General features: G+C 57.9%; 37 protein-coding genes. 23 read left to right on the top strand and 14 right to left on the bottom strand.

The window, feature by feature from the left end:
• Positions 1 to 190 precede the first annotated feature (190 nt).
• A complete protein-coding gene (locus tag J2Y39_RS22280) occupies positions 191 to 427 on the top strand; it encodes a hypothetical protein (RefSeq protein WP_310219758.1) in 237 nt (78 codons plus the stop codon).
• Between the two features lie 150 nt (positions 428 to 577).
• The gene (locus J2Y39_RS22275; protein WP_310219756.1) at positions 578 to 820 is read left to right on the top strand and encodes a DUF6555 family protein; all 243 of its coding nucleotides are present in this window, start codon (positions 578 to 580) and stop codon (positions 818 to 820) included.
• A gap of 175 nt (positions 821 to 995) precedes the next feature.
• On the opposite strand, the gene J2Y39_RS22270 is transcribed toward J2Y39_RS22275, so the two are convergent.
• From J2Y39_RS22270 to J2Y39_RS22225, 10 genes are all read right to left on the bottom strand, one after another.
• Positions 996 to 1,676: a hypothetical protein gene (locus J2Y39_RS22270; protein WP_310219754.1), complete on the bottom strand. Its 681-nt coding sequence runs from the start codon at positions 1,674 to 1,676 to the stop codon at positions 996 to 998.
• Positions 1,673 to 2,323, bottom strand: coding sequence for a recombination protein NinG (locus tag J2Y39_RS22265; protein WP_310219752.1), 651 nt, complete (start codon positions 2,321 to 2,323; stop codon positions 1,673 to 1,675). The genes J2Y39_RS22270 and J2Y39_RS22265 overlap by 4 nt, the downstream gene beginning before the upstream one ends.
• Positions 2,314 to 2,538 (bottom strand): hypothetical protein, encoded by a 225-nt coding sequence (locus J2Y39_RS22260; RefSeq protein ID WP_310219751.1) that lies wholly within the window; start codon positions 2,536 to 2,538, stop codon positions 2,314 to 2,316. The genes J2Y39_RS22265 and J2Y39_RS22260 overlap by 10 nt, the downstream gene beginning before the upstream one ends.
• Positions 2,538 to 2,936, bottom strand: a complete 399-nt coding sequence (locus tag J2Y39_RS22255; RefSeq protein WP_103486694.1) for a recombination protein NinB — start codon at positions 2,934 to 2,936, stop codon at positions 2,538 to 2,540. The genes J2Y39_RS22260 and J2Y39_RS22255 overlap by 1 nt, the downstream gene beginning before the upstream one ends.
• 192 nt (positions 2,937 to 3,128) lie before the next feature.
• Entirely contained in the window at positions 3,129 to 3,935 is an 807-nt protein-coding gene (locus tag J2Y39_RS22250) for an ATP-binding protein (RefSeq protein ID WP_310219748.1), read from the bottom strand.
• Positions 3,925 to 4,710 (bottom strand): DUF1376 domain-containing protein, encoded by a 786-nt coding sequence (locus tag J2Y39_RS22245; RefSeq protein WP_310219747.1) that lies wholly within the window; start codon positions 4,708 to 4,710, stop codon positions 3,925 to 3,927. Before J2Y39_RS22245 ends, J2Y39_RS22250 begins: the two co-directional genes overlap by 11 nt.
• A complete protein-coding gene (locus J2Y39_RS22240) occupies positions 4,707 to 5,468 on the bottom strand; it encodes a phage antirepressor KilAC domain-containing protein (protein ID WP_310219745.1) in 762 nt (253 codons plus the stop codon). The genes J2Y39_RS22245 and J2Y39_RS22240 overlap by 4 nt, the downstream gene beginning before the upstream one ends.
• Positions 5,469 to 5,568: 100 nt before the next feature.
• Positions 5,569 to 5,775 carry a hypothetical protein gene (locus J2Y39_RS22235; RefSeq protein ID WP_047297572.1) on the bottom strand — a complete coding sequence of 69 codons (207 nt, stop codon included), beginning with the start codon at positions 5,773 to 5,775 and terminating at the stop codon, positions 5,569 to 5,571.
• 18 nt (positions 5,776 to 5,793) lie between these two features.
• On the bottom strand, positions 5,794 to 6,006 hold the full coding sequence (locus J2Y39_RS22230) for a hypothetical protein (protein ID WP_047297571.1): 213 nt from the start codon (positions 6,004 to 6,006) through the stop codon (positions 5,794 to 5,796).
• Positions 6,007 to 6,038: 32 nt separating this feature from the next.
• On the bottom strand, positions 6,039 to 6,248 hold the full coding sequence (locus tag J2Y39_RS22225) for a hypothetical protein (protein WP_131671943.1): 210 nt from the start codon (positions 6,246 to 6,248) through the stop codon (positions 6,039 to 6,041).
• Positions 6,249 to 6,337: 89 nt separating this feature from the next.
• Here J2Y39_RS22225 and J2Y39_RS22220 point away from each other — a divergent pair, with 89 nt between their 5' ends.
• From J2Y39_RS22220 to J2Y39_RS22210, 3 genes are all read left to right on the top strand, one after another.
• Complete coding sequence (locus J2Y39_RS22220; RefSeq protein ID WP_150635488.1) at positions 6,338 to 7,168, top strand: S24 family peptidase; 831 nt, start codon at positions 6,338 to 6,340, stop codon at positions 7,166 to 7,168.
• 78 nt (positions 7,169 to 7,246) lie between these two features.
• Positions 7,247 to 7,573: a hypothetical protein gene (locus J2Y39_RS22215; protein WP_150635489.1), complete on the top strand. Its 327-nt coding sequence runs from the start codon at positions 7,247 to 7,249 to the stop codon at positions 7,571 to 7,573.
• Positions 7,570 to 8,049, top strand: a complete 480-nt coding sequence (locus J2Y39_RS22210; protein WP_150635490.1) for a hypothetical protein — start codon at positions 7,570 to 7,572, stop codon at positions 8,047 to 8,049. Before J2Y39_RS22215 ends, J2Y39_RS22210 begins: the two co-directional genes overlap by 4 nt.
• Before the next feature lie 33 nt (positions 8,050 to 8,082).
• Here the strand turns inward: J2Y39_RS22210 and J2Y39_RS22205 are convergent, their stop codons facing one another.
• Entirely contained in the window at positions 8,083 to 8,397 is a 315-nt protein-coding gene (locus J2Y39_RS22205) for a DUF1654 domain-containing protein (protein ID WP_150635491.1), read from the bottom strand.
• 498 nt (positions 8,398 to 8,895) lie between these two features.
• Between J2Y39_RS22205 and J2Y39_RS22200 the strand changes: the two genes are divergently transcribed.
• From J2Y39_RS22200 to J2Y39_RS22150, 11 genes are all read left to right on the top strand, one after another.
• Positions 8,896 to 9,093 (top strand): hypothetical protein, encoded by a 198-nt coding sequence (locus J2Y39_RS22200; protein WP_125926727.1) that lies wholly within the window; start codon positions 8,896 to 8,898, stop codon positions 9,091 to 9,093.
• 439 nt (positions 9,094 to 9,532) lie between these two features.
• Positions 9,533 to 9,769 carry a hypothetical protein gene (locus J2Y39_RS22195; protein WP_310219741.1) on the top strand — a complete coding sequence of 79 codons (237 nt, stop codon included), beginning with the start codon at positions 9,533 to 9,535 and terminating at the stop codon, positions 9,767 to 9,769.
• Positions 9,766 to 9,999 carry a hypothetical protein gene (locus tag J2Y39_RS22190; protein ID WP_073474139.1) on the top strand — a complete coding sequence of 78 codons (234 nt, stop codon included), beginning with the start codon at positions 9,766 to 9,768 and terminating at the stop codon, positions 9,997 to 9,999. Before J2Y39_RS22195 ends, J2Y39_RS22190 begins: the two co-directional genes overlap by 4 nt.
• On the top strand, positions 9,996 to 10,190 hold the full coding sequence (locus J2Y39_RS22185; RefSeq protein WP_077571970.1) for a hypothetical protein: 195 nt from the start codon (positions 9,996 to 9,998) through the stop codon (positions 10,188 to 10,190). Before J2Y39_RS22190 ends, J2Y39_RS22185 begins: the two co-directional genes overlap by 4 nt.
• The gene (locus tag J2Y39_RS22180) at positions 10,187 to 10,312 is read left to right on the top strand and encodes a hypothetical protein (protein WP_310219738.1); all 126 of its coding nucleotides are present in this window, start codon (positions 10,187 to 10,189) and stop codon (positions 10,310 to 10,312) included. The genes J2Y39_RS22185 and J2Y39_RS22180 overlap by 4 nt, the downstream gene beginning before the upstream one ends.
• Positions 10,313 to 10,468: 156 nt before the next feature.
• Positions 10,469 to 11,611, top strand: coding sequence for a hypothetical protein (locus J2Y39_RS22175; RefSeq protein ID WP_310219736.1), 1,143 nt, complete (start codon positions 10,469 to 10,471; stop codon positions 11,609 to 11,611).
• 55 nt (positions 11,612 to 11,666) lie between these two features.
• Positions 11,667 to 12,647, top strand: a complete 981-nt coding sequence (locus tag J2Y39_RS22170) for a RecT family recombinase (RefSeq protein ID WP_310219735.1) — start codon at positions 11,667 to 11,669, stop codon at positions 12,645 to 12,647.
• Positions 12,644 to 13,312, top strand: a complete 669-nt coding sequence (locus tag J2Y39_RS22165) for a YqaJ viral recombinase family protein (RefSeq protein WP_310219733.1) — start codon at positions 12,644 to 12,646, stop codon at positions 13,310 to 13,312. Before J2Y39_RS22170 ends, J2Y39_RS22165 begins: the two co-directional genes overlap by 4 nt.
• 2 nt (positions 13,313 to 13,314) lie before the next feature.
• Entirely contained in the window at positions 13,315 to 13,557 is a 243-nt protein-coding gene (locus J2Y39_RS22160; RefSeq protein ID WP_310219732.1) for a hypothetical protein, read from the top strand.
• On the top strand, positions 13,554 to 14,018 hold the full coding sequence (locus J2Y39_RS22155) for a hypothetical protein (RefSeq protein ID WP_310219730.1): 465 nt from the start codon (positions 13,554 to 13,556) through the stop codon (positions 14,016 to 14,018). Before J2Y39_RS22160 ends, J2Y39_RS22155 begins: the two co-directional genes overlap by 4 nt.
• A gap of 75 nt (positions 14,019 to 14,093) precedes the next feature.
• A complete protein-coding gene (locus tag J2Y39_RS22150; RefSeq protein ID WP_310219729.1) occupies positions 14,094 to 14,474 on the top strand; it encodes a hypothetical protein in 381 nt (126 codons plus the stop codon).
• A gap of 15 nt (positions 14,475 to 14,489) precedes the next feature.
• On the opposite strand, the gene J2Y39_RS22145 is transcribed toward J2Y39_RS22150, so the two are convergent.
• Positions 14,490 to 15,140 carry a hypothetical protein gene (locus J2Y39_RS22145; RefSeq protein ID WP_310219727.1) on the bottom strand — a complete coding sequence of 217 codons (651 nt, stop codon included), beginning with the start codon at positions 15,138 to 15,140 and terminating at the stop codon, positions 14,490 to 14,492.
• Between the two features lie 80 nt (positions 15,141 to 15,220).
• On the opposite strand from J2Y39_RS22145, the gene J2Y39_RS22140 reads away from it, so the two are divergent.
• Both J2Y39_RS22140 and J2Y39_RS22135 read left to right on the top strand, forming a co-directional pair.
• Positions 15,221 to 15,823 (top strand): hypothetical protein, encoded by a 603-nt coding sequence (locus J2Y39_RS22140; RefSeq protein ID WP_310219723.1) that lies wholly within the window; start codon positions 15,221 to 15,223, stop codon positions 15,821 to 15,823.
• A 70-nt stretch (positions 15,824 to 15,893) separates the two neighbouring features.
• Positions 15,894 to 17,939 carry a DNA cytosine methyltransferase gene (locus J2Y39_RS22135; protein ID WP_310219721.1) on the top strand — a complete coding sequence of 682 codons (2,046 nt, stop codon included), beginning with the start codon at positions 15,894 to 15,896 and terminating at the stop codon, positions 17,937 to 17,939.
• A 73-nt stretch (positions 17,940 to 18,012) separates the two neighbouring features.
• On the opposite strand, the gene J2Y39_RS22130 is transcribed toward J2Y39_RS22135, so the two are convergent.
• A complete protein-coding gene (locus J2Y39_RS22130) occupies positions 18,013 to 18,291 on the bottom strand; it encodes a hypothetical protein (RefSeq protein ID WP_310219720.1) in 279 nt (92 codons plus the stop codon).
• Between the two features lie 46 nt (positions 18,292 to 18,337).
• Between J2Y39_RS22130 and J2Y39_RS22125 the strand changes: the two genes are divergently transcribed.
• Both J2Y39_RS22125 and J2Y39_RS22120 read left to right on the top strand, forming a co-directional pair.
• Positions 18,338 to 18,835: a hypothetical protein gene (locus J2Y39_RS22125; protein WP_150635504.1), complete on the top strand. Its 498-nt coding sequence runs from the start codon at positions 18,338 to 18,340 to the stop codon at positions 18,833 to 18,835.
• Entirely contained in the window at positions 18,832 to 19,011 is a 180-nt protein-coding gene (locus J2Y39_RS22120) for a hypothetical protein (RefSeq protein WP_150635505.1), read from the top strand. The genes J2Y39_RS22125 and J2Y39_RS22120 overlap by 4 nt, the downstream gene beginning before the upstream one ends.
• Positions 19,012 to 19,036: 25 nt before the next feature.
• Here the strand turns inward: J2Y39_RS22120 and J2Y39_RS22115 are convergent, their stop codons facing one another.
• The gene (locus J2Y39_RS22115) at positions 19,037 to 19,333 is read right to left on the bottom strand and encodes a hypothetical protein (RefSeq protein ID WP_083386928.1); all 297 of its coding nucleotides are present in this window, start codon (positions 19,331 to 19,333) and stop codon (positions 19,037 to 19,039) included.
• A 399-nt stretch (positions 19,334 to 19,732) separates the two neighbouring features.
• Between J2Y39_RS22115 and J2Y39_RS22110 the strand changes: the two genes are divergently transcribed.
• The 3 genes from J2Y39_RS22110 (at position 19,733) to J2Y39_RS22100 (ending at position 21,026) form a co-directional block, all read left to right on the top strand.
• Entirely contained in the window at positions 19,733 to 20,086 is a 354-nt protein-coding gene (locus tag J2Y39_RS22110) for a hypothetical protein (protein ID WP_310219718.1), read from the top strand.
• Between the two features lie 73 nt (positions 20,087 to 20,159).
• Entirely contained in the window at positions 20,160 to 20,477 is a 318-nt protein-coding gene (locus tag J2Y39_RS22105) for a hypothetical protein (RefSeq protein WP_310219716.1), read from the top strand.
• Between the two features lie 51 nt (positions 20,478 to 20,528).
• On the top strand, positions 20,529 to 21,026 hold the full coding sequence (locus J2Y39_RS22100; protein WP_310219715.1) for a hypothetical protein: 498 nt from the start codon (positions 20,529 to 20,531) through the stop codon (positions 21,024 to 21,026).
• The last annotated feature ends 8 nt before the right edge of the window (positions 21,027 to 21,034 follow it).

The following is a 21,034-nucleotide window of genomic DNA, read 5'->3' as shown; positions in this document are numbered from 1 at the left end:
TTGTTTCGTAGGCGATTGTCGATGCACTACGACAATTGGGGAGTATCTCGGAATATCACGCTAGGTTTCCCTTTCCGATCATCAGTCATCATTTGCGATACCCACTAATAAAGTTCATAAAATGGAGCGAATAGGAAAATTTGGGTGCCGGCAGGCAATCAGGGATGCCGGTCAGAAGAGCGAAGAAAAGATGAAAAATAATCCGAGCACGACATCAGCGTGGCATATAGCCACCGACCGCAGCAGCGCGCTTTTCCAAGAGGCGGATCGGCTGAACGCTATTGCTTACGAGCTTCTAACTCATGCAGCGGACTCACCCGAAGCAATGATTGAATTTCAGAACGCAAGGGCCGCAGCCGATGCTAAAACGCTTGAAGGCAAAAAAGCGTGGGATGAGGCTCGCTCTATCTTCAAGAAAAACCATTAATCCGCGGCTGTAAATATCCTCTCGCGGATCGATGCGCCAAGGTATTTACGAATAAATGTGCTACTGCGTCGTATTTAAAAAATTTGATAATAACTTGAATTTCCGTGATCCCGTGAACTCACTTACCAATGAGCAAACGGAGACATACCCATGAGCACCACATATTACGTCGAGTACTTACTCCGCGGAGAGTCAAGAACTTTTGTTATTCGCACGAGTACGATGAATAACGCAGAAGCATGGCAATGGGCTAGCTGCGACGCGGGACTTGTTCCGATACCTAAGCCTGGTCGACCGCCACTAAAACGGGTCTCAAAACCAATGGCAGAAAGGTTCGGCCTCACTGATGTGAAATGGCGCGAATCGGCTGTAGTCACTTGGGACGAGGATTAAACGCCCGTCATTCAGCAGCCGAAACATCTCGCTTGAAATAGGCAATGCTTAAACCACAAAAAAGCCCGACGCAATGGCCGGGCTGCTATCCAATCCTGAAACACGCAGGAATGACAGGATGGGTGAATCATGCGACATGGCGACATGACATTGCAAGCCCTTTTGAGGGACTATTTTATGCCGCCTCGCCTTCCAGCACTCCGACTGCTTCAAGCATGTGTTGCGCCTCGACCAGAGCCTCGTTCACAAGCGACTCCAAGCCGTCCTTGATGGCCTTGTTCCAGCGCTGGTAGGTGCGCTCTGTAAGCCCTTGGGAATCCCAATTCGTCATGTCGTAGTTCGAGTCGGCCAGCACGATCATCTCGCCTGGCTTTTCCTCTGCTACCGCACGCGCATGTTTGTTGGCCCGAGCGACATCAGCGTCTGCTGCCGCGTTGCGCCAATCCCACTGCCCCTCCACCTTGTTCTCCCGGTGCTTCGGCGCCTTGATCTGGGTCACCGCTCGCTGAATGCCCTTCACCTGCTGCGGTACCGCCCAAACGAGAACGGCCTGTTGCGTGAAGCGCTGCGGTGCCGGCGTCTTCACCACGGCGACCAGCCGGCCGATGGAGTCGATCTTGCGGCCACGGTGCGTGGTGTACTTCGCGACGAGGGCGTTCCAGTGCCTCGGGGAAAGCTGGGCGTGCAAGAGCTTGTGCACAATGCAGTCAGCCAAAAGCGCGGCATCCTTCCCGGATATCTCGCCCTTGAGCTTGCTGGCCTGCACCCTGGGCTCGACGTTGCATCCGCCGGAACTGTTGATCGTCTCGGCTGCCAAGGCCCGGACTACTGCGGAAATCACGTTGTGGTAGTTCATGCTGCAGCCCTCTTCAGTTCTCGGGTCTTGGCCCGGTATTCGGCGGTGATCGCCTTGAGTTCGTCTACGGTGTGCTTTCGCGGTTCGTGGTCGGCTTCAAGCGCTTCGACGGCCTCCAGGCCGATGCGGGCGATAAGACCAGTTCGGAAGCCTTGGGAGACGGTGTATCCCTTGCGGGCGTGCATGTAGGAGCCTGAGTTACAGGCCTTGCACTGAAGCCATATGTTGGATGGTTCTAAGCGCAGCTCCGGCCGGGCGCCTTTGCCCATGAAATGACCCGCGTCAAATGCCCCTCCCACCTTCCAGCCTTGGGCGGCCAGAATCTTTTCCTGCGACTCGCCGCAGCTCATGCAACCGCTGCCGATGCTCAGCTCATAGGTGCGCCGATAGTCGCGCACAGCCTTCTCGGCATCCTTGAGGTGATCGCCGCGACTTTTCAGGGCCTCTTTGCGGACCTTGATCTCGCGGCGACCGAGCTGGGCGATCGCCTTACTGGCTCTCTCGCTGTTCGCCGGCGCCATGGCAAGCGCACATTTCGGACTGCACACCGCCTGGCCCAAGCGCTGCGGCGGGAAGCTGATGCCGCACGCTGGGTTCTTGCATTTCTTCGGCTTCGGGGCCTTCTGTTCCTTGAGGGCTACGCGCATGGCTCGGCCTCCTTGGGAACAATCGTCGCGCAAGCAGACCGATAGCTGTAATCGCCGCACACCGCGACCACTGTGTAGTCCTTGAAGCCGAGGCGGAACGTATCACCGCATTCAGGCGGGGTGTCCTCGGCAGTTTTGATAATCGCGGTGCCCTTCAGATACCAGGTGGTGATGCACTTGGCGTCGGCAATGGCGAAGGTTTTGTCCTCTCGCATCAGTACCGCCCTCCCCACTTGTCCTGCTCGGTCCAGCGCACGTCATGCTCGGCGCCGAAGGCGTGCATCAGCTCGAACAGATCGCTGAACCACTTCTGCGACTGCTTGCGGGTCGATACGGCCATCACGACGAAGCCACCGTCGAGGCCAGGCTCTGCGCGCTGCTTCTCCAGCGAGGCACTGAAAAGGCACTTCCAGTCTTCACTGGTGAGTTTCTTGCCGTGCCAGATCACCTGCTCGGATACGTCCTTGAGCATTGCCCACATCTTGCGATTGCAGACGTCCGGGCGCTTCTCGTCCTTGATGACCACGATCTTGGGTTTGGTGAAGTCGGTTGCATGGAGGACGCCCATGAGGCGGCTGATATCGCGCTGGCTGCGGATTGCGAACTCGGTCATGGACGTTTCCTCCGAGAGTCTTCACGCATCGGTTCGGTTACGGCCTTCTCGACGCTCCAGCCATACCGAGCGATTCGGCTTTGCGCGACCTTTGGCGGAATCCCGAAGTGCTTTGCCAGCTCGAACACGGTCCCGCGAACACCTCGGACGATGTGACACTGCTCGCGCATGCTCCAAAGTTTTACGGTCATGTCAGAAACCCTCCTTGCCGCGCTGAGATCCCCAATCGAACGGGACCACGATCATTCCGCCCTCGCGCAGGCGGTCGACGCAGCGGTCACCCATCGCGGCCGGCAACTGGCTGGCTTCGAGGTTGGAGATCACAACCGTGGGGCGCTCCTGCTCGTACCGGCCATTGATGATTGCGAACAGGGTCGTCAGCTCGAAGTCGCTCGGCTGCTCCTTGCTCACGCCAACCTCGTCCAGCACCAGCAGGTCGGGATCGATCAGGCTCGACAGAATCTCGGCCTCGCTTCGTTCGCTGTGCTTGTCGTACGTGGAGCGGATCGCCTGAAGGATTGCGCCGACAGTGCGGTACACGGCAGTGCGAGACGTGTTGTGCAGCAGCTCGTTGGCCATGCCCGCGCCGAGGTGGGTTTTCCCGGTACCGGGCTTGCCGATCAGCACCATGCAGCGACCCGTCTTCAGGATCTCGTCAAAGATCTGCACGTAGTGCTGGCAGAACCGGAGGGCTTTTCGCTGGCCTTCGTTCTCGGCCTGGTAGTTGCCCAGGGTGCGAGTGGTAAAGCGTTTCGGGATCAGCGCATCGCCCAGCTTGCGAGCGAGGGACATGCGCAGTTCCATCGCCTTGTTGGCCTGCTCGGCGGCTTCGGACTTCTCGCGGGCGATGCGAGTGCACTCAGGGCAGTTACTCCTGAGCTCCCTGTTCAACACGGAGAAGACCCGCTGCTCGTAGGCGCCGTGGGTTTCGCACTCGGCTGGCTGGATGCGAGTGCCCGGCGGCAGTTCTGGAGTGGCTTGGACTGGCTCAGAGCGCATAGCTGCCGTCCTCCCGCATTTTCAGACCGGAGGTGTAATCGCGATCAGCGAAGCCGGTGTGGCGGGATTGCGGGAACGGGTGCACGTTGCTGGCGACTTTCACCTCGTCCTCCCAGCGCTTGCCGTTCAGCCATGTCGCTGGGTGGGGAATGAACTGCCCGCCGTCCTTGACCCATGCCTCGCAAACGACTTGCGCTGCCAGGCCTTCGGCAATCTGGCCGAACAGGTCAGCGGTGACCTTGAGCTTCTTCCAGGCTTTTTCAGCTGCAGCCTTACCCTTCTTGTTCGGGTACATCTTCCAGAACTTCGGGAAGAGGTCATCCACCATCGGTGGAGTGTTGTTTTTGTTCTTATCTGTATCTGTATCTGTATCTGTATGGTTGCCATTCCGTTCCAACGGATCGTCAACGTTCGTTGAACGGTCGTTGAGTTCTTGTTGTTTTTTGAGGGCCTTTGCCCGCGCGGACGCCTTGCCCGCGTTGGAGGCGGTAACGACTTTGCTGTTTACAGCCTCAAGATCTGCTTCGACGCGGAACTGAACCCAATGCGTTTCCGTGACGTGGAAGAACTCACTCAACGTATCGGCAACGGACGGCCAACGTTCGTTGGGAATCCGTGCGACGGTTGCGAGGCGATCGATGCGCAAAGGCTTGCCTGTCTGCCAGTAGCTGAACAGCAGGAGCATGTACGCACCATGCTCCTCCGCAGTCAGGTGCGTGGTGTCGGCCAAGTAGTCGGCGACATAAAACTGCATGTACGGAAGCGCAGCCATCATTCGACCCCCTTGAGATTGTGCTGAGCCCACAGGCCGGCAATCCAGTTGACGCCCTTGGGGGTGAATTTGGATTGGTTGTAGGCGTGGCCGCTGTCGCTGGTGCCGGCTTTGACTTCAAAGCGGCCAGCGTCGATGTGAGGCTGATACGCCTGCCACTCGCCTCCCATGCGATACATGATCTTTTTGTCGAGCAGGAACTCGCGGAAGCGCGATTCGTTGGCTTTGAGGAGCTTCGCCACTTGGCGGAACCCCTTCAGCCCAGTTGATTCGACGTAACGCTCGACAAAGGCAATCTTCGGCGCGGCCTCAATCAGGGCCTGATTGGCAGCCTGCTGAAGCTCGAACTGCTCAGCCCACGCGCGGGCGGCTGCGGCAGGATTGGAGAAGTCTGGGAGCGTGGCGAGAACCCGAGGGCCTTCCAGTTCCTTGAGCTTTTGAAGAACGGATCGACGAACTGCTTTCGATTCGCGCATCCCTACCAGCATGCATTGGTCGAGAGTCAGGCCGTAGGTAGCAACCTGGTTACCGTGGAGGGGGGTGTAATATTTTTGCACCCCCTCCAGATCATCGCCCAGCTCGTCTTCTACCCGGGAAAGGAAATGGTCGTTGCGAACCTTTGGCTCGCCGGCTTGCTGACGCGCCTCGTTGATCATGTCGCGGAGGGCGATTGTTGAAATGATGCGCGACACGTTTTCACCGTTGCCAAATTGTGTCGCGACACTGGCCGGGGTATTGATTGTTGATGTTGTGGTGTGCATATAATTCGTCCCACAGAGATGTTTAAGAGAGCCGAGCTGCAATCCCGGCTTTTTTTCGTCCGAAGGAAAGTGACTGCCCCTTCTGTGTTCACAAAGAGTCCTAATCGAGGCCCTTTTTGTGTCCTACCAGCGAAAGCACAGGTGCTTTTCGCCGTACCTGTTTGAGCTGGGCTTGAAGCGCTAGCGACCTGCCCATCTCAAGGTATTCATCTGCCGCTCTTTCAAGGCTCCATCCGAGATCGACACTCAGCTGTCGAACCTCTTCCTGCACCTCCAGCGGCAGCATTTCGAATGTTGTTTCAGGCATAGGCCCTCCATAGGGGTCTTAAGCCGATTTATCCTGCTTGCTGGCCCCGTGGTGTTCTCGAAGAAGATCGGCGGCGCCCAGGCTGCGAGCCAGGTTCGCCAGCTCGTAGACGTAGGTCGCCAACTGCATGCCGGCCAAACGGGCTTCCATGCGCAACTTCCGAGCTTCCTCGGGCTTGTGACGGGTCTTGATCACTTCGCTACGTTTGTGGGCCGGGTTGTCAAAGGCCATACGGGTGATGCTCCTTGGTGATGGAAAAATGGTTATGCGGCGGATTTCTTGAGCGCCTGGGCGGGATCGTCTTCGCGTTTCGCTATCAGCGCCCCGCTCGACTCCTTTTCCAGAACGCATTGCATTGGGTAGGAGAAGCCGCCCGTGGCTCGGCACTGAGATACCCGGCTGCCAGTCACGCCAAGGGCGTCGCCGATAGCGCGGCCAGTGCCGAAATGTGTCAACGCTTCGTCGTAGGTCATGGTTGTGTCTCCAGTGTCTACGCCGAGTTTAGAGTTCTTAACAACACAAGGCAAGTTATCTAAACAGTGATTTGTTTAGAATCCTAAATATGGAATTTAAAGACCGCATCACCGAGCGCATGAAGGCCTTAGGCCTGACGCCTGCGGACATAGTCAAAGCGACTGGCGTCTCCAAAGCGACCGTCAGCTTTTGGGTGTCCGGCACTAATGGGGCGAAGGGTAAAAATCTTCTCGCGCTAGCGAAGGCTCTTGAGTGCTCGCCCGAATGGCTGTCTGAAGGAACGGGATCGCCAGGTGATGCCGCATCGCAAGATGGCCCGAAATCAGGCGCTACCAGCGCGGAACTGGTGGCTCACATGCTTGCGACAAAAGCCGGGAAGAACCTGTCAGAGAAAGCGCGGGAAATGGTTTTGGCGGCAGCAGCTGAGGCCGATACCCCTGCTGTAAACGGACAGCAATACCTACCGAAGAATTACGCGGTGCTGCGCCCAACGAGCGACGAGATCCTGATCCCTCAATACGACATCCGTGCCGCAATGGGCCACGGCCAGGTTCCGCCTGAGTACAACGAGGCGGTCCGCAACCTTGTGGTGCGTGAGGCAATCTTGCGCGAGAAGGGAGTGACGTACACCTCAGCCAGTGCGCTAGCCATGATCACCGGGTGGGGCCAATCGATGGAAGGCACGATCAACGACAAGGATCTGGTGATCGTTGATCGCGGCGTGAAAGAGTTCGTTGGTGAGGGGATCTACGTCGTAACTTGGCACCAGGAGCTGTACATCAAGCGGGTGATGCGGCTGGACGAACACAATTACCGCCTGATTTCGGACAACCAACATTACGAAAATCAGACAGCCAGAATCGATGATGTGACGATCCACGCCAAGGTTCTTTTTATATGGAACGGGCGAAAAGCATAGGCAAGCTGTCGAGCATAGGACTTAAATTCTCCGACAGCATCGAGACTCAAGTTTGAAGGAATATGCAGGGATGTTGCGATGAGCGATACAGAAGACGGCGCAGTCAATTTTGATCCTGAAAAATTCAGAGTCAGCTATGACGATTTTATAAGATTCCTAGATGGCGTATCTATGTCGATGGTCTGTCCCCATTGCGGGACTTCCGGAGAGTGGAATGTGTTTACCGGGAATGCTGACGGTTCTGACGATCAGGTATTGACCACCTACAAAATGCCGATCGCTGGGACCAACTTCTATCGCATGAGCTTCGCGATGAGTTGCGAAAACTGCGGGACTTATCGGTCAATCTATACTCAGAGAGTGATCAGCTGGATTTTAGACAATCCTCCGGCGGCTGAAATATGAAGAATCACGGCTGGGGTGAAAACATAAGACCGATTAGGGACAATTTGCCGACTGGGAGCCAGGAAAAGATTCAAGACGAAAACCAGAATCCAGTGGATACTGTCGTTATGAGTGATATGAATCGTGAAGAGCTAGATGCAAAATTGTCCGCTGTCGAAGCGCGGATGGATCGCCGTATTGCGGATTTCCAAGGTGACATACGCCAAGCCGTAAGCGACTTTCGGCTTGAGATTCAACCGCTCAAGGGGATGAAGGCGAACATCTGGTCGGCCACTGCAGTGATGGTCGGCACCATAATTGCTGCGGTCAGCCTATCTTTCACGGCCTTCGACTCTGGCCGAGAAACCTCAGCACTCGTTCAAGAAGCTAAACAGCAGTCGCTTGAAACCAAGCAGTTGCTTGAGCAGATTCAGCGCCAGCAGCAGGCAACCCAAGCTGCTCCAGCAGCACCGGGTGCGCAGGTCGCGCCGAAGTGATCAGCCCGGCCAAGAGCCGGGCTTCGTTGTGCGTCAAAATGGCGCAACCTCCTCCACCTTCATGAACTCGTCAGGCACCTCAACCTCATGATCGTTTTCTGATGATGCCTCCCACTTCAGCGTCACCGAATCGTCGTCGTTGAACGTAATTTCTATGCCGTCCGTCTCGGACAGTAACCCCATCACCTCTCCCCACTCCCTATGTCCATCCGTATCCAGGCGGTGGATCGTCACCCACCGCTGATCCTGAGCGATAGGGTGGTTGATCATCGATGACACCCTCAGACCAAGTCGCTCGATCCCGCTCATCTCCTGCCGCACTGCCGGCTTAGTCTGCTTCTTTGCCATCCAGACTGCTCCTTATTTGACTGTATATACATACAGCATAGCGTGTAGATTCCTAAACAAAAAGACCTGTTGCGATGAGCGCGATCCATTACCTTTCGTCCCGCCTGTTAAGTTTTCTAAAATAAGTGTTGACGTGTTTTGTTAAGTTTTCTAAATTGCACCCATCGCAGCGACACACAGCCACTGCGAAGAGCCTCAACAGACCCGCCGCTCTTTAAAAACCCGCGCCATGAACGACTACCCGGCCATTCCGGTTAGGTCACTCCCGGCTCCATCGGTGGGAGGTCAGTAAACCGATGAACAAAACCGCACTTGCCTCTACCGGCGACCGGCGATCCGACAGGCCCGAAAGCCTGCCAACGCGCAGCCCACTGCGACGGCGGACGAGGTGTTGACCGAACTGAGTGAATGACCTGGTAAGCGGGTGCGGAGAAAAACAGATTTCACTGGCTGGCCTTGGTGACAGGGCCAGACGGGAAATCAACTGAGGGCAAGACGATGAACAAGGTAATCCACATCACGCTGCGCGGAGAGCTGCAGGTCTTCGCTGATGCTGACCTGAACGCCTGCATCCGAGAGGCGAATAGGCTCAACGCTGAGCGTGGACTCACCAGTGGCGTGCGCGTTGTTGAGTGCGAAGACGGCCATCGAATGACGGCGGCTGATTGCAAGGCTGCTGCCCGATCCTCTCTATGAGAGCGCATCGGGGTGTGATCTGAAATGACCCGCCATAAACCAAGAAACTGGAATATGTGGTCAGGTCAGTTCACACCCCGATGCGGACGAAACTGCGGCCTATAACCGCCCGCCTGCATCACCGCAACACGCAGATGAATGCCCGGGCTGACGGGCAAGTGTAAGACCTGAGGGATCGCGGGAATCGTGGCCGGTAGAGTGAGTAAGCGCCCAGATGGCCACGGCGAGTCCAAGAATAAGCGGCTGAAACCTTCGCCCCGGTGAAGCTCCGGTGTCACTTAGGCCGCTAATAGTCATGCCGGGATCAGCTCCGGCCATCTGCACCCACCCTACCCGACAAACCCCGAATGCACTCCCCTCCGCGCCCAACGGCAACCAGCGGAGCGTATGAGTGCATCCGAGTTTTGTTGGATCAACACCCGCCACCACGGAGGCGACCATGGCAACCAGCTATGCAGACAGTGCGCAGGCCCGAGAGTGGGATCGGCGCTTTGATGAATGGGGGCGCCCCAAGGCGCCGAAGGTTGAAGACTTTCACGACTACGAAGCCGCAGCGCGAGAACGCACACAGCGTCAGGCGCTGATGGCAGCTCAAGAGTTGGTCGACCGCAAGGCGCGGGCCAAGCGAGTCGCGGCAGCGGTGGTCGCCTACGGCGAATTCTGGGGGCTCAAATGAACATCCAGCAGCGTGACCATCAAACGGCGGTGACTTGGATCGAGGGCGAGATCAGCAACATGATCCGCGACCTCGGCAAGCCCAACGCCAGCGCCGCCGCGACATCCTGCATCACCCTGGCCTTCATGCTTCGTGCCATTGACGATGCCGAGCACCGTCACTTCCGCGCACGCATCGACCAGATTTACGCCTCCTACAACGCATCCGTCTCGCAAGGAGCTGCAGCATGACAACGCCTCCGGTAAAAACTTTGGTCGATGAGCAGCTCGACGATATCGAGCGCCGCATCGCGATCCTCGGCTTCGGCCTGCCCTTCAACGAAGTGATCGGTCGCAAGCGAGAGGATCTGGTCGACAGCCTCCCGCAGCGCCTGTCGGTGACCATGAAAGGCGGACGCATCGCTGTGAGGGCTCGGCCATGAATCTCTTGTACTGGTTTCTCGCTGTGATCTTGATTGCCGGTGCCGGCGCCTACGGTGTCATTCGCGATGGCTCGGGCACTTGCCAGGTTCCGCGCTCCACCACCTACCACGTATTCCGATGACCAGCCTTCAGCGCGCTCGGCGCACTCTGATTCGGCGCGGCTCGTTTCGAGTCCTCTCGATTTATACCTTCCTGATGCTGCTCAGCGCTCTCGCCGATCGCATCACTCAATAAACAACACCACCACAAGCTGCGCTCGCCGCGGCAAGGAACCGTCATGTCCGCAAAAGCCCAACAAGCACCTTTGCAAGAGTCCATCGAAATGACCGCTGTAGCGCCAAAAGTAGCTGTCACCGATATCGCCGAATATCGGCCGCATGAAGAACAAATCGTCCGCTTGGAAACGACCTACGCAAACCTCGTTGTCGACTGCTCTACAAGTGAGGGCTTGGCGAATGCGAAGGAAGTTCGCGTGGATATTCGCGATGTCCGCTACGCCTTGGCCAATACCACGAAAACGGCGCTGATCCCCTATCAACAGGCGGTTAAAGACGCCCAAGCTCGCGTCAACCAAGTGAAGGAATTCGGGGAGGCGTTGAAGGATCGCGTGCTGGCAATCGAAGCGCCTGTCGACGAAGCCATCAAGGCCGAAGAAAAGCGCGCAGCTGACGCCAAGGCCGAACGCGAGCGCATCGAAGCTGAGCGCGTCGAAGCCATCCGAGCAAAAATCACCCGATTCAGCTCAGTCGCCGCTGCATATGCAAGCCGTAGCGCTGCCGATGTTGCCAACGTGCTTCTGAGCGTCAAAGAGTCGGTAATCCTGCCGGACGAATACGCCGAGTTCGAAGCGGAAGCCACCATTGCCCGCGACAACGCTATTGAACAGCTTGAAGCGCTGCAAAGGGCTGCTGTTGCCCGCGAAGAGGCGGCAGCCAAGCTGCTGGCCCAACAAAAAGAGCTGGATGAACTGCGTGAGAAGCAACGCATCGCCGATGCTGAAGCAGAAGAGTTGCGCAAGCAGCGCGCCGAGGAAGATCGCCTGCGTTTGAAGAAGCAGCAGGATGAACTCGACCAGCAGCGCCGCGATATGGAAGCGCAACAACGCCAGCAACGTGAGCAGCAAGAAGAACAGCAGCGCCAGCAGCGCGAACGCGATGCGCAGTATCAGCGCGACCAAGAAGAGTTGGCTCGCCTGCGCGCACTGGCTGCAGCACCCGCCGCGGTTGCAGGCGTCATCACGACACCAGCCGTTACCGACACAGCGCCAGCAGATGCAGTGGGAGGTGATCCGGTTCCAGTGGCTGACGAAGTCGCTGACTCGAACATGCCGAGCGCTAACGAAGTGGTCGAGGTCGTGGCCATGGCCTTCTGCGTCACCAATGACGAGGCATCGGCCTGGCTGCGCGCCCTGTCGTTCTAACAAACCCTGAAATCACCCCGGAGGCCGGCCAAAGTCGTCGGCTATGGAGTTAGGAATGAACGCTCAAACCCAGATTGCTACCGTACCAATGGACACAAGCCCGACGGGCCTGATCCTCAATCGCGACAGCATGCAGTCGATGACTGAACTCGCGGGCATCATGGCAGGCGGCAAAACCACCCTGCCGAAGCATTTCCACGGAAACACTGCCGACTGCATGGCAGTGATCATGCAGTCCATGCAATGGGGCATGAATCCGTTCCAGGTTGCGCAGAAGACGTTCATCGTGAACGGTGGCCAGTTGAGCTATGAAGCACAGCTGGTCAATGCGGTCATCACCACTCGAGCGCCGACTCTTGATCGCATCCATTACGAGTGGTTTGGCGACTGGGACAAGATCATTGGCAACTTCCGTGAAATCGAAAGCAAAAAGCAAATGGATGATCACGGACAGCCGAAGAAATACCGCGTCCCAAACTGGAACATAAACGACGAGAAAGGCCTCGGCGTCCGCGTCTGGGCTACGTTCGTTGGCGAAGACGCTCCCCGCGAACTGACCACATTGATGACTCAGGCTCGAACCCGAAACTCCACGCTCTGGGCGGACGATCCGAAGCAGCAGATCGCATACCTGGCCTTGAAAAAATGGGCACGCCTGTATTGCCCCGACGTGATTCTTGGCGTGTACACCCGTGACGAGCTGGACGACGGCCACGCGCTACCGGAAACGGACGTTACCCCACGATCTACCAACGAAAAGCCAGCAGATGTGGGAGCTGCGTCGGTTCCTCAGGGCGACGCAACCGACGCTACTGCGGACCTGTTCGAGCAGCTCAAAAAGATCGCTCAAGAGCAAGGAATTGATGGCTACGAAAAAGCCTGGAAGGCCCTGAAACCGCAGCAGCGTGGCGCAATTGGCGTGACACGTCACGGTGAGCTGAAGTCGATTGCACAGACAATCGAGGCAGAGTTTACAACCCTCAATGAAAGCTCGAACGCCAGTGCTGACAACGATCCGCAGGACGGTAATCAATGAACGCCTCAGTAGACCTTCAGCGCACCGAGCAGTGGCATCAAGACCGCAGCGGGCGCCTCACGGCAAGCAGGTTCAAGGATGTGATTGCTTGGGGTGATCGTGACAAGCAAGGGAAGCGCAAGCCACTCGCGGCCCGCACCACTTACATGCGCGAGTTGGCCTTCGAGCGACTGGCCAACCGATCGAAGCATTCGGTCAGCAGCAAGTCGATGGCGTGGGGTACCGAGGTCGAGCAGTCGAGTCACGACTTTTACGAAATTCTGACCGGCAATACCGTCATCAAGTCGGGCTTCTTGGTTCATCCAAAATACGACTGGTTGGGCTGCTCGCCGGACGGCTTGATTGGCGAGGACGGCGGCATCGAGTCGAAGTGTCCATTCAATGAAGCCGTCCACGTTCGCACCTGGCTCGAAGGAATGCCCGACGAACACAAGCCTCAGGTTCAGGGCTGCATGTTCGTTACGGGCCGGGAATGGTGGGATTTCCTGTCGTTCGATCCGCGCCAAGACGAAGACTGCCGCCTGTACATCGAGACCATCAAGCGCGATGACGAGTACATCGCGATGCTTCATCAAGAGCTGGTCCAGTTCAATTTGGAGCTTGGCCGGATGGTTGACGAAGTAGCGGATAAAGCGCGGGCACAAGCCCATCGATTAGGAGCCTGAGCATGATCAGCCTCAACCTCAACGCAGTTCGTGAAAAGCAGACTGAGTCGGATCGAATCGCGGCCGCGATGGCGGACTTCTGGGCGCGCCCCGGCGGTAACTATCAGGAGCTGCCGATCGCCCGAATGAAGCCAAAGCCGCCCCGCTCGAAGAAAATAGACCCTGAAACGGTCCTCAAGCGGCGGCCGAAGGCGATATCGGCCGCCGAACGTAAGGCGCTGCGCAAAATGGCGGACGCGCTATGAAGTCGAAACGCAAACCCAACAACGGTTTCGCCCGGGCTGAACGCAGTTGCCGGGCGCTGCTGCGCACCAACCACGTCGCTGTGGTGAACATTGATCCCAGCGGCAGCCAGATCATGGCGAACTGGAAGAGCTGCAAGCAGATCCGCAGCCTGGCGATCGCCAACGCGATATTCGATTTCTCCTATCGCTGGACGATCTACATCGCCGCCATGTGTCGAGACGAGCGCGGCGCCGAGTACATCAAGTCGGTCGAGATCTCGCCCGAGGTCATCTACAAGGTCGAGCGTCTCACCGATGCGATCGAGCATTACTACCTTGAGCTGCGCAACAGCGCGAACCCGAACCATCTGGTGGCCTCGGGCTGGATCGCTATCCCCGACGAGATTTCGATGGACGAAGCCCAAGCCGCAAAGCTGTTCTACGCCGCCGGCGCCTGGCATCAGGTGAAGGTCGCAGCGTGAGACGTTTTCGCACCCAACAACGCAAACGACAGACCTGGCTGGACTTGCCGGCCAGCGGAATTGAAGAGGTAGGCCATGGCCGAAGAACAGGAAATGGCGGTGGAAGAGCCCCAGCCGACAGCGGAAGCCATCAAGCAGCGCAGGAAGCGCGAGAAGGCAGCAGCAAAGGACGCTGCATTGGGCGTCGAGAAGTTTACGGTTGAGGTGGCCGGGGTGTTCAAGCCTGACCTGAAGAAAGTGATGCAAGAGCACGGATTCAACAATCAGCAGGAAATCCATCAGAACCTGATTCGGAACCTTATAGGCGCCGACTTCGAAACACAGGCTTGGATGCTTCGTAGTGTCACGACACCTTATGAGCCTAGTGAAAAGGTGTTGCGACAGCTGAGGGACGCGGGGCTGCTCTACTTAGCAAAGCACCCCGGAGAGAATGAAGACGAGATTCATCTACCGTAACAGTGGAAGCCCCCATCATTCCATTTTTTTTACTTTTTCCCACTCATTTTTAAGAATAACTTGTGCAGCCATTACCGCGCGGTTTCCGCTATCCAAAATATCGCCGTATGCAACCGCTTCGCTGATGTATTCGCTCATAATGTCAACTAATTCCTTCGATTCGGCTTCTGCGGGATTTAGGAACAACTCAATTTTTGCGAAATGAAAGCGTGAGCGCGCAACCTTATCAGAAAAATCCGAGTATCTTAGTCTGTAAAGCTCTAGATTTTTCGCCCGATCTTCAGGTATCGATGAGTCCATCCAAGTGGTGTCAACGATGAACTGAGCAAGTGTATGCACGTCATAACCTAGAGATAGAAAATGAGACAATTCATCTCGTAGGCCATTAATCCACTGCTGACGATTCATGGCAATTGCTTCAGATCGGCCTTGCGCTCTCAGGACTTCGGCACTTCCTTTTGCTACGCGCTCTTGGCTTTCAACAGACCGTTTAAAAGTGTGCGTGTTGTAGAGAGCGCCAACTATTACCGCGATTGCGGTGAGAACGAATCCAAAAAGCGTTACCAGGTCGGTCCCAGTATCAACTACAGCCTTAATCTCAGGAAGCCGATGTAGGGTCACCATCAAATTTTCTATCGCCACACTATCTCCTTGACCCGGCTCCATGCCGGTCACCCGTAATACCCCAACCCAAACCAAATTGCCACCACCGGTCGCGGAGGGCGGCGCCTGACTGGAGATAATCCATGGACAAGAACACGAAGATCCTGATCCCGGAGATCCCCGGTGAGTGGACCCAGCGCCAGCGTAACGGCAACCTCAACGTGTGGAACGGTGCGGATCATCACCGATTTCACCGTACCACCACTGACCTGCCTGAAGTCAGCCTGCGGCCCCCGGAAAACGGCCTGTACGCCGAGCGTATCGATGGAGCTTGGTATTGGGTGTCTGGCTGCGCCAAGTGCAACGGAACCGGTGAGAAGTACAGTTACTCAGTGTGCGACAAACACAACGTTTGCCGTCTGTGCGGCACTCACCGCTCCAAGCTCACGGAAACACCATGGGGCCACCCTGACGGTTTCACCTGCATACCCTGTCAGGACGCCGAAGATGCAGTCGCGAAAGCCGAGGCGCTGGCCAAGGTCGCAGAGCGCGATTACGACGAGTGGGATTATCGCGCCCAAGACCAATGCAAGTGCCCTCACTGCGCAACCGTGATGCACATTGAGTCGGAAGATTACGGTGACAAGGAAATGTCCTGCGACACCTGCGGCGGCGAATTTAAGCTGGTGACCGAGTACACCGTGCAGTTCACCACCACCGTGATCGGCGAACGCATTACCGCCTGATCCGGCTCCATGCCGGGCCGAACACAAATACCCCACTTATACGAATCACGCCAGCCGGCGAGGATCCCCTATGTCCGCACAACAGAAGAAACACCCCTTCGATTTCAAAACTCAATACGGACTCGGCTTCAGCACTCAGGACGATGAGATCGTTGTCGACTTCTTCTGCGGTGGCGGCGGTGCCGGTACCGGGCTGGAGATGGGTCTGGGTCGCGCGGTGAATGTCGCCAAGAACCACAGCCCGCAGGCGATCAGCATGCACACCGTGAATCACCCGGGCGCGGTGCATTACACCACCGACGTGTTTGACGGTGATCCGGACACCGAGTGCGGCGGCAAGGCCGTGGGCTGGTTCCACATGTCGCCGGACTGCACGCACCACAGCCAGGCCGCCGGCGGCCAGCCGCGCAAGCGGGAGATTCGGAACCTGTCATGGATCGGCCTGAAGTGGGCCGGCAAGAAGAAGCCTCGCGTCATCAGCTTGGAGAACGTGAAACAGATCCTCCAGTGGGGGCCGCTGATCGCCAAGCGCTGCAAGTCGACCGGCCGCGTGATGAAGTTGGGCGGCGCCATTGCCGAGCCAGGCGAAGTCGTACCGGTTCACCAGCAGTTTCTGGTCCCTGATCCGAAACGCCGCGGGCAGACCTGGGCCGTGTTCGTCGCCGAGCTGCAACGCCTGGGCTACGCCGTTGAATGGCGTGTCATCAAGGCCTGCGACTTCGGCGCGCCGACCAGCCGCGAGCGACTGTTCATGATCGCCCGTTGCGACGGCCAGCCGATCGTGTGGCCAGAGCCAACCCACGCGAAGAACCCGGCCAAGGGCCAAAAGAAGTGGCGCACTGCCGCCGAGTGCATAGACTGGACCATACCGAGCAAAAGCATTTTCGACCGGGCAAAGCCGCTGGCACCCGCCACCCTGCGCCGGATCGCCAAGGGCATGAAGAAGTTCGTCATCGATGCCGCTGACCCATTCATCGTGCCGATCGCGAACTGGTCCGGCGAAAGCGTCCAGTCTGCCCATGAGCCACTGCGCACGGTGACGTCTTGGCCGCGTGGCGGATCGTTCGCCATGGCCAGCCCAATCATCGCACCAGCAACCCATCAGGGCAGCGACCGGGTCAACGATCCACACGCCCCGCTGCCGACTGTGACGTGTGCGAATCGCGGCGAGCTGACGCTGATCAGTCCGGTACTGGTAGGCGCTGGTGGCCCGGTATATGCCGGAAATCCGGTAGCGGCGGACAAGCCTCTCGGCACCTTGATGACGCGTGGTCACCGCGCGCTCGCCGCTGCGCACCTGGTCAAGTTCCGGTTTGCGGACGAAGGCAAGGCGCTCGACGAGCCGCTGCCGACCATAACCAGCGGCGGCGACTACAAGCGCCCGGCCGGTGCCGCTCACGCCATGGGGATCTCAACCGTGTTCATGGCCCAGATGAACGGCGGGTTCAACACCACCGTCGCCAAGAGCGTCGACGATCCGATGACCACCGTGACGAACACTGGCAGCCAGCAGCAACTGGTGACGGCGAACCTGGTGCACCTGCGCGGCAACTGCGATGCGCGGGACGCCGACGATCCGCTGCACACCATCAGCGCCGGCGGTACTCATCACGCGCTGGTCACTGCCTTCATGGAACGTCAGTTCGGCGCCAGCGTTGGCCAAGGCGTGGACGAACCGGCGCCGACCATCACAGCAGGCGGTGGCGGCAAGAGATCGCTGGTCGAGCTGCAGCTCTCGCCAGAGGTTGAGGCCGGTGCACTGCGGGTCGCGGCATTCCTGATCAGCTACTACGGCACCGAGAACATGAGCGCAGCAGACGCGCCAGCGCCAACGATCACCACCAAGGATCGCCTCGGGCTGGTAACCGTCACCATCAAGGGCACGCCTTACGTGATCGTCGACATCTGCCTGCGGATGCTGCAACCGGCCGAGCTGTACAAGGCTCAGGGCTTCCCTGCCGACTACATCATTAGTCACGGAGCAGACGGCAAGCCGTTCACCAAGACCCAGCAGGTGCACATGTGCGGCAACAGCGTCAGCCCTCCGCCGATGGCTGCACTGGCACGGGCCAATGACCCGTGGCGCGCCGCCGAACGACAAGCCGAAGCCGCGTAACCCAGCCTCCAACTCCGCGGCAAGGGGAACCAGCGCCATGAAATCAACCGATCTTATGAGCTAGGGCAGCACCTTAATGCAGCATCAGCCGTCCAGTGATATTGCTATCGATCAGCGGGATGATCCCGCTGCCCTGCTGGTCGGCCAGCCACCGCCGTGACAGATAAATATCAAACTTCAGGATGTTTCGTTTAAGCAGTTCTGTTGCGGTTCCAGTAATCCGGTACCGCCCGCACTCTGGGCACGGAATTTCCTCGCTGTCTGGCATCACAACTGGTGCAACGCTATTTCCGCAGATGTAGCAGCTCATGGCGATCCTTCTTGGGTAATCGCGGAACTGTACCTGATCCATTGAACTCACTCCACCGCCCGGGTATGGCCCGGCATAGGACACAAGCATGTGCAAAGTAATGCGTTATGACCTTGACCGTGAGACCGATGAGTCGTGTGCGGACATGGTGCCTGCCGATGACGGCCAGTACGTCCAGTCGGCTGACTTCGACCGGGTCACCGCCGAACGTGACGCCCTGCAGCAGCGCCTGAACGCAGCGGATCAACTGAACGATGATCGAGCCGGGACCTGCGAATGGAGTCGCGAAGACGACAGCGGCATCTGGAACAGTGGCTGCGGTGAGACTTGGTCATTCCACGAGGACGGGCCGGAGGAAAACGGCATGCACTTCTGCCATTCATGCGGCAAGCACCTGGTGGTGGAGGTGGTTGAACAGGAACAGGATGACGACTGGCATATGAACCCGTGCAAGCAAGGTCACCGCGATGTCGGCGCGGCCGGCGGTGTGGCGGCGTGCAACCAGTGCGACGAGAAGATCGAAGCCGCCACCACGCAAGAAGCCTTCGAGCGCTGGAACGCGAGCCACCCGGCACCGCAGGAATGAAGCGCTTCATCCGCCGCAAGTTCGAAGCCTGGCTGATCCTGCTGGCAGCGAAGATCCTGATGGACCGCAACGTTCAGCGCTCCCCGGTCGTCTCCCGCCGCGACAACAGCGACATGTGGGCCATGGCGGAAAAGCTCGAAGCCATCGTCACGCGCATCAGAAAGAAATACCAGTAACTCCCTCCCCCTTCAAAGTCAGCCGCTATTTCGAGGACGCTGACTTAGGACTCGCACTTCCAGCAGCAGCCAACTGACGAGCTCGGCTTACGCCCCAAGCCATAGCTCTGGTCATTGATTCACCCGGACTTGGGTTAACGGTTTCTTCATGCAACGCCATGCCACCGGAAGCATAAACACCGATGAACATTTGAGTTTCGCCGGTACGAGATAGCCTGACCTGCACGTCGATGTGAGTTCCATTACTGAGAGTTTCATCATGTGTTCGGTTGTGGATCTCGGGATCTGCCCAAGCCCAGAAAATGTCGCCGCGAAGCCTCATACCGCCCTCCTGCCTGTTCCTTGATAGGGGCTTAAAACTCCTCCAAAGATAGACCTGATCGAACGAAGCGCAACGGCGCCGAAGCGGTTACGGACGGCTGGTTTCAATACCTCTACAGCTCCAATTCCCTTGTACATATTTTAGCCGCTATAGCGGCAAGGACGAAGTCATGTCTGAAGAAAAAGTCGTGATGTACGAATCCCCCGAAGCCGCCAGCATTCAGACCCTCACTGGCTGGGTCGCAGCCGATGGACGCTTCTGGGGCAACGATGAACACATGGCTCGCTGGTGCGGCGCCACTCACCGCCGGTGCGAGAAGAATCCAGGTCATCCAATCCACGAGAGCCGGAGCTACTGCCGCCAGTGCTACGAAGAAAGTCTCTGGCGAAGTTTGCATCGATGCCGATCAAGGATTGGGCAGGCGAGCCGCTGGTCATTTTCGATGATGAAAAATATTTTTTCGACGAAGACAGCCTGCGTGATTACCTGATCGACAGCGATATTGATCTGGCAGACCAAAAGCTCTGCATCTGCGAGCCGAACATGCCGCGCGAACTAGACCCGTCCGACATATTTGTTGACGACCTTCCCGAGGATGGCGAAATCCGAGATCAGCAGCTTGTCGCGGCGTTCGAACTGTTGAACGAGATGATCCGTCAGTCCGAACCGCTGTCGTGGTCGGAGGGCAAGTTCGCAGCACGCCTTCCGCAATCGCTCATCGACGAGGTCACAGCTGCGAGATCCGCGCCATGATCACAAAATGCTTACTCGGCTGCACCCTCTTCTTCTGGCTTCCATTGGTACTGACCATAAAGGCGGTGATCGGATGAATCGCATGGTCAGCGTCCGCACAGAGGAACTGACCGGCCCGGCGCTGGACTGGGCAATCAACGCGATCGAGGGTGATCAGCAGCCCGGTACCGGTCAGATGGATCTATTCACCCTGCCCGACGCCGTGCAACTGATCACGAAGTACGGCGTCTGGGTCGATGTTGGACACCGGCACCCTTGGCTGGCCGACATGGCCAACGATCCGTTCAACCGCCAGCCCGGCGAAACCCGAACCATCGCAGTGTTCCGCGCCGTGATCTTCGCCAAGCGCGGCGCCGCGGTGAAAGTCCCCGCTGAACTCATCAAGCAGTAACCCCTCCCCCAACTCAACAGCCTGCCGGTGTACGGCGGGCGAGGTTTTCGTATGTCTGATCAAAAACACCAACTGCGCGAAGTGGCTATCGAATCGATCTCGGATATCGCCCAACACCTGCCGCTCGATTGCCAGATGTTTGTCATCGTCTGCCGGCCGGGCAAAGCTGACTTTGACCTGGTGCTGCCATCGCCCGAGGCGAACTTGAATAACGCGCTCGACGCGCTGCGCCGGCAGGGCCTGAGCATCGACGGCGATAACGCCTACAAGCGCGATTTGCTCGACGCAGTGGTAGGAGCGCTGGCCTTCGGCGCGCAGAACACGAACCCGCCGCCATCCGATCACTGGGCAACGCGATTCTGGGAAATCGGTCGGGAAGAGCGCGAGCTGCACGAAGAGCTGGTCGCGGCGCTGAAACTCACCCGCGAGAACTTGCGTGCCTGTCAAGCAACGATCCACTTGGCAGGCGGGTTCGACACCGCCTACGTCAACGATGCGCAGGCTGCCATGAAGGTTGCCGACGCAGTTCTGGCCAAGGTCGGCGCATAACCCATCAC

This window comes from Pseudomonas sp. 2957 (genome assembly GCF_031456345.1).
Taxonomy (GTDB): domain Bacteria; phylum Pseudomonadota; class Gammaproteobacteria; order Pseudomonadales; family Pseudomonadaceae; genus Aquipseudomonas; species Aquipseudomonas siliginis.
The sequence above is the reverse complement of the archived record's forward strand: the minus strand, read 5'-3'. Positions and strand labels throughout refer to the sequence as shown.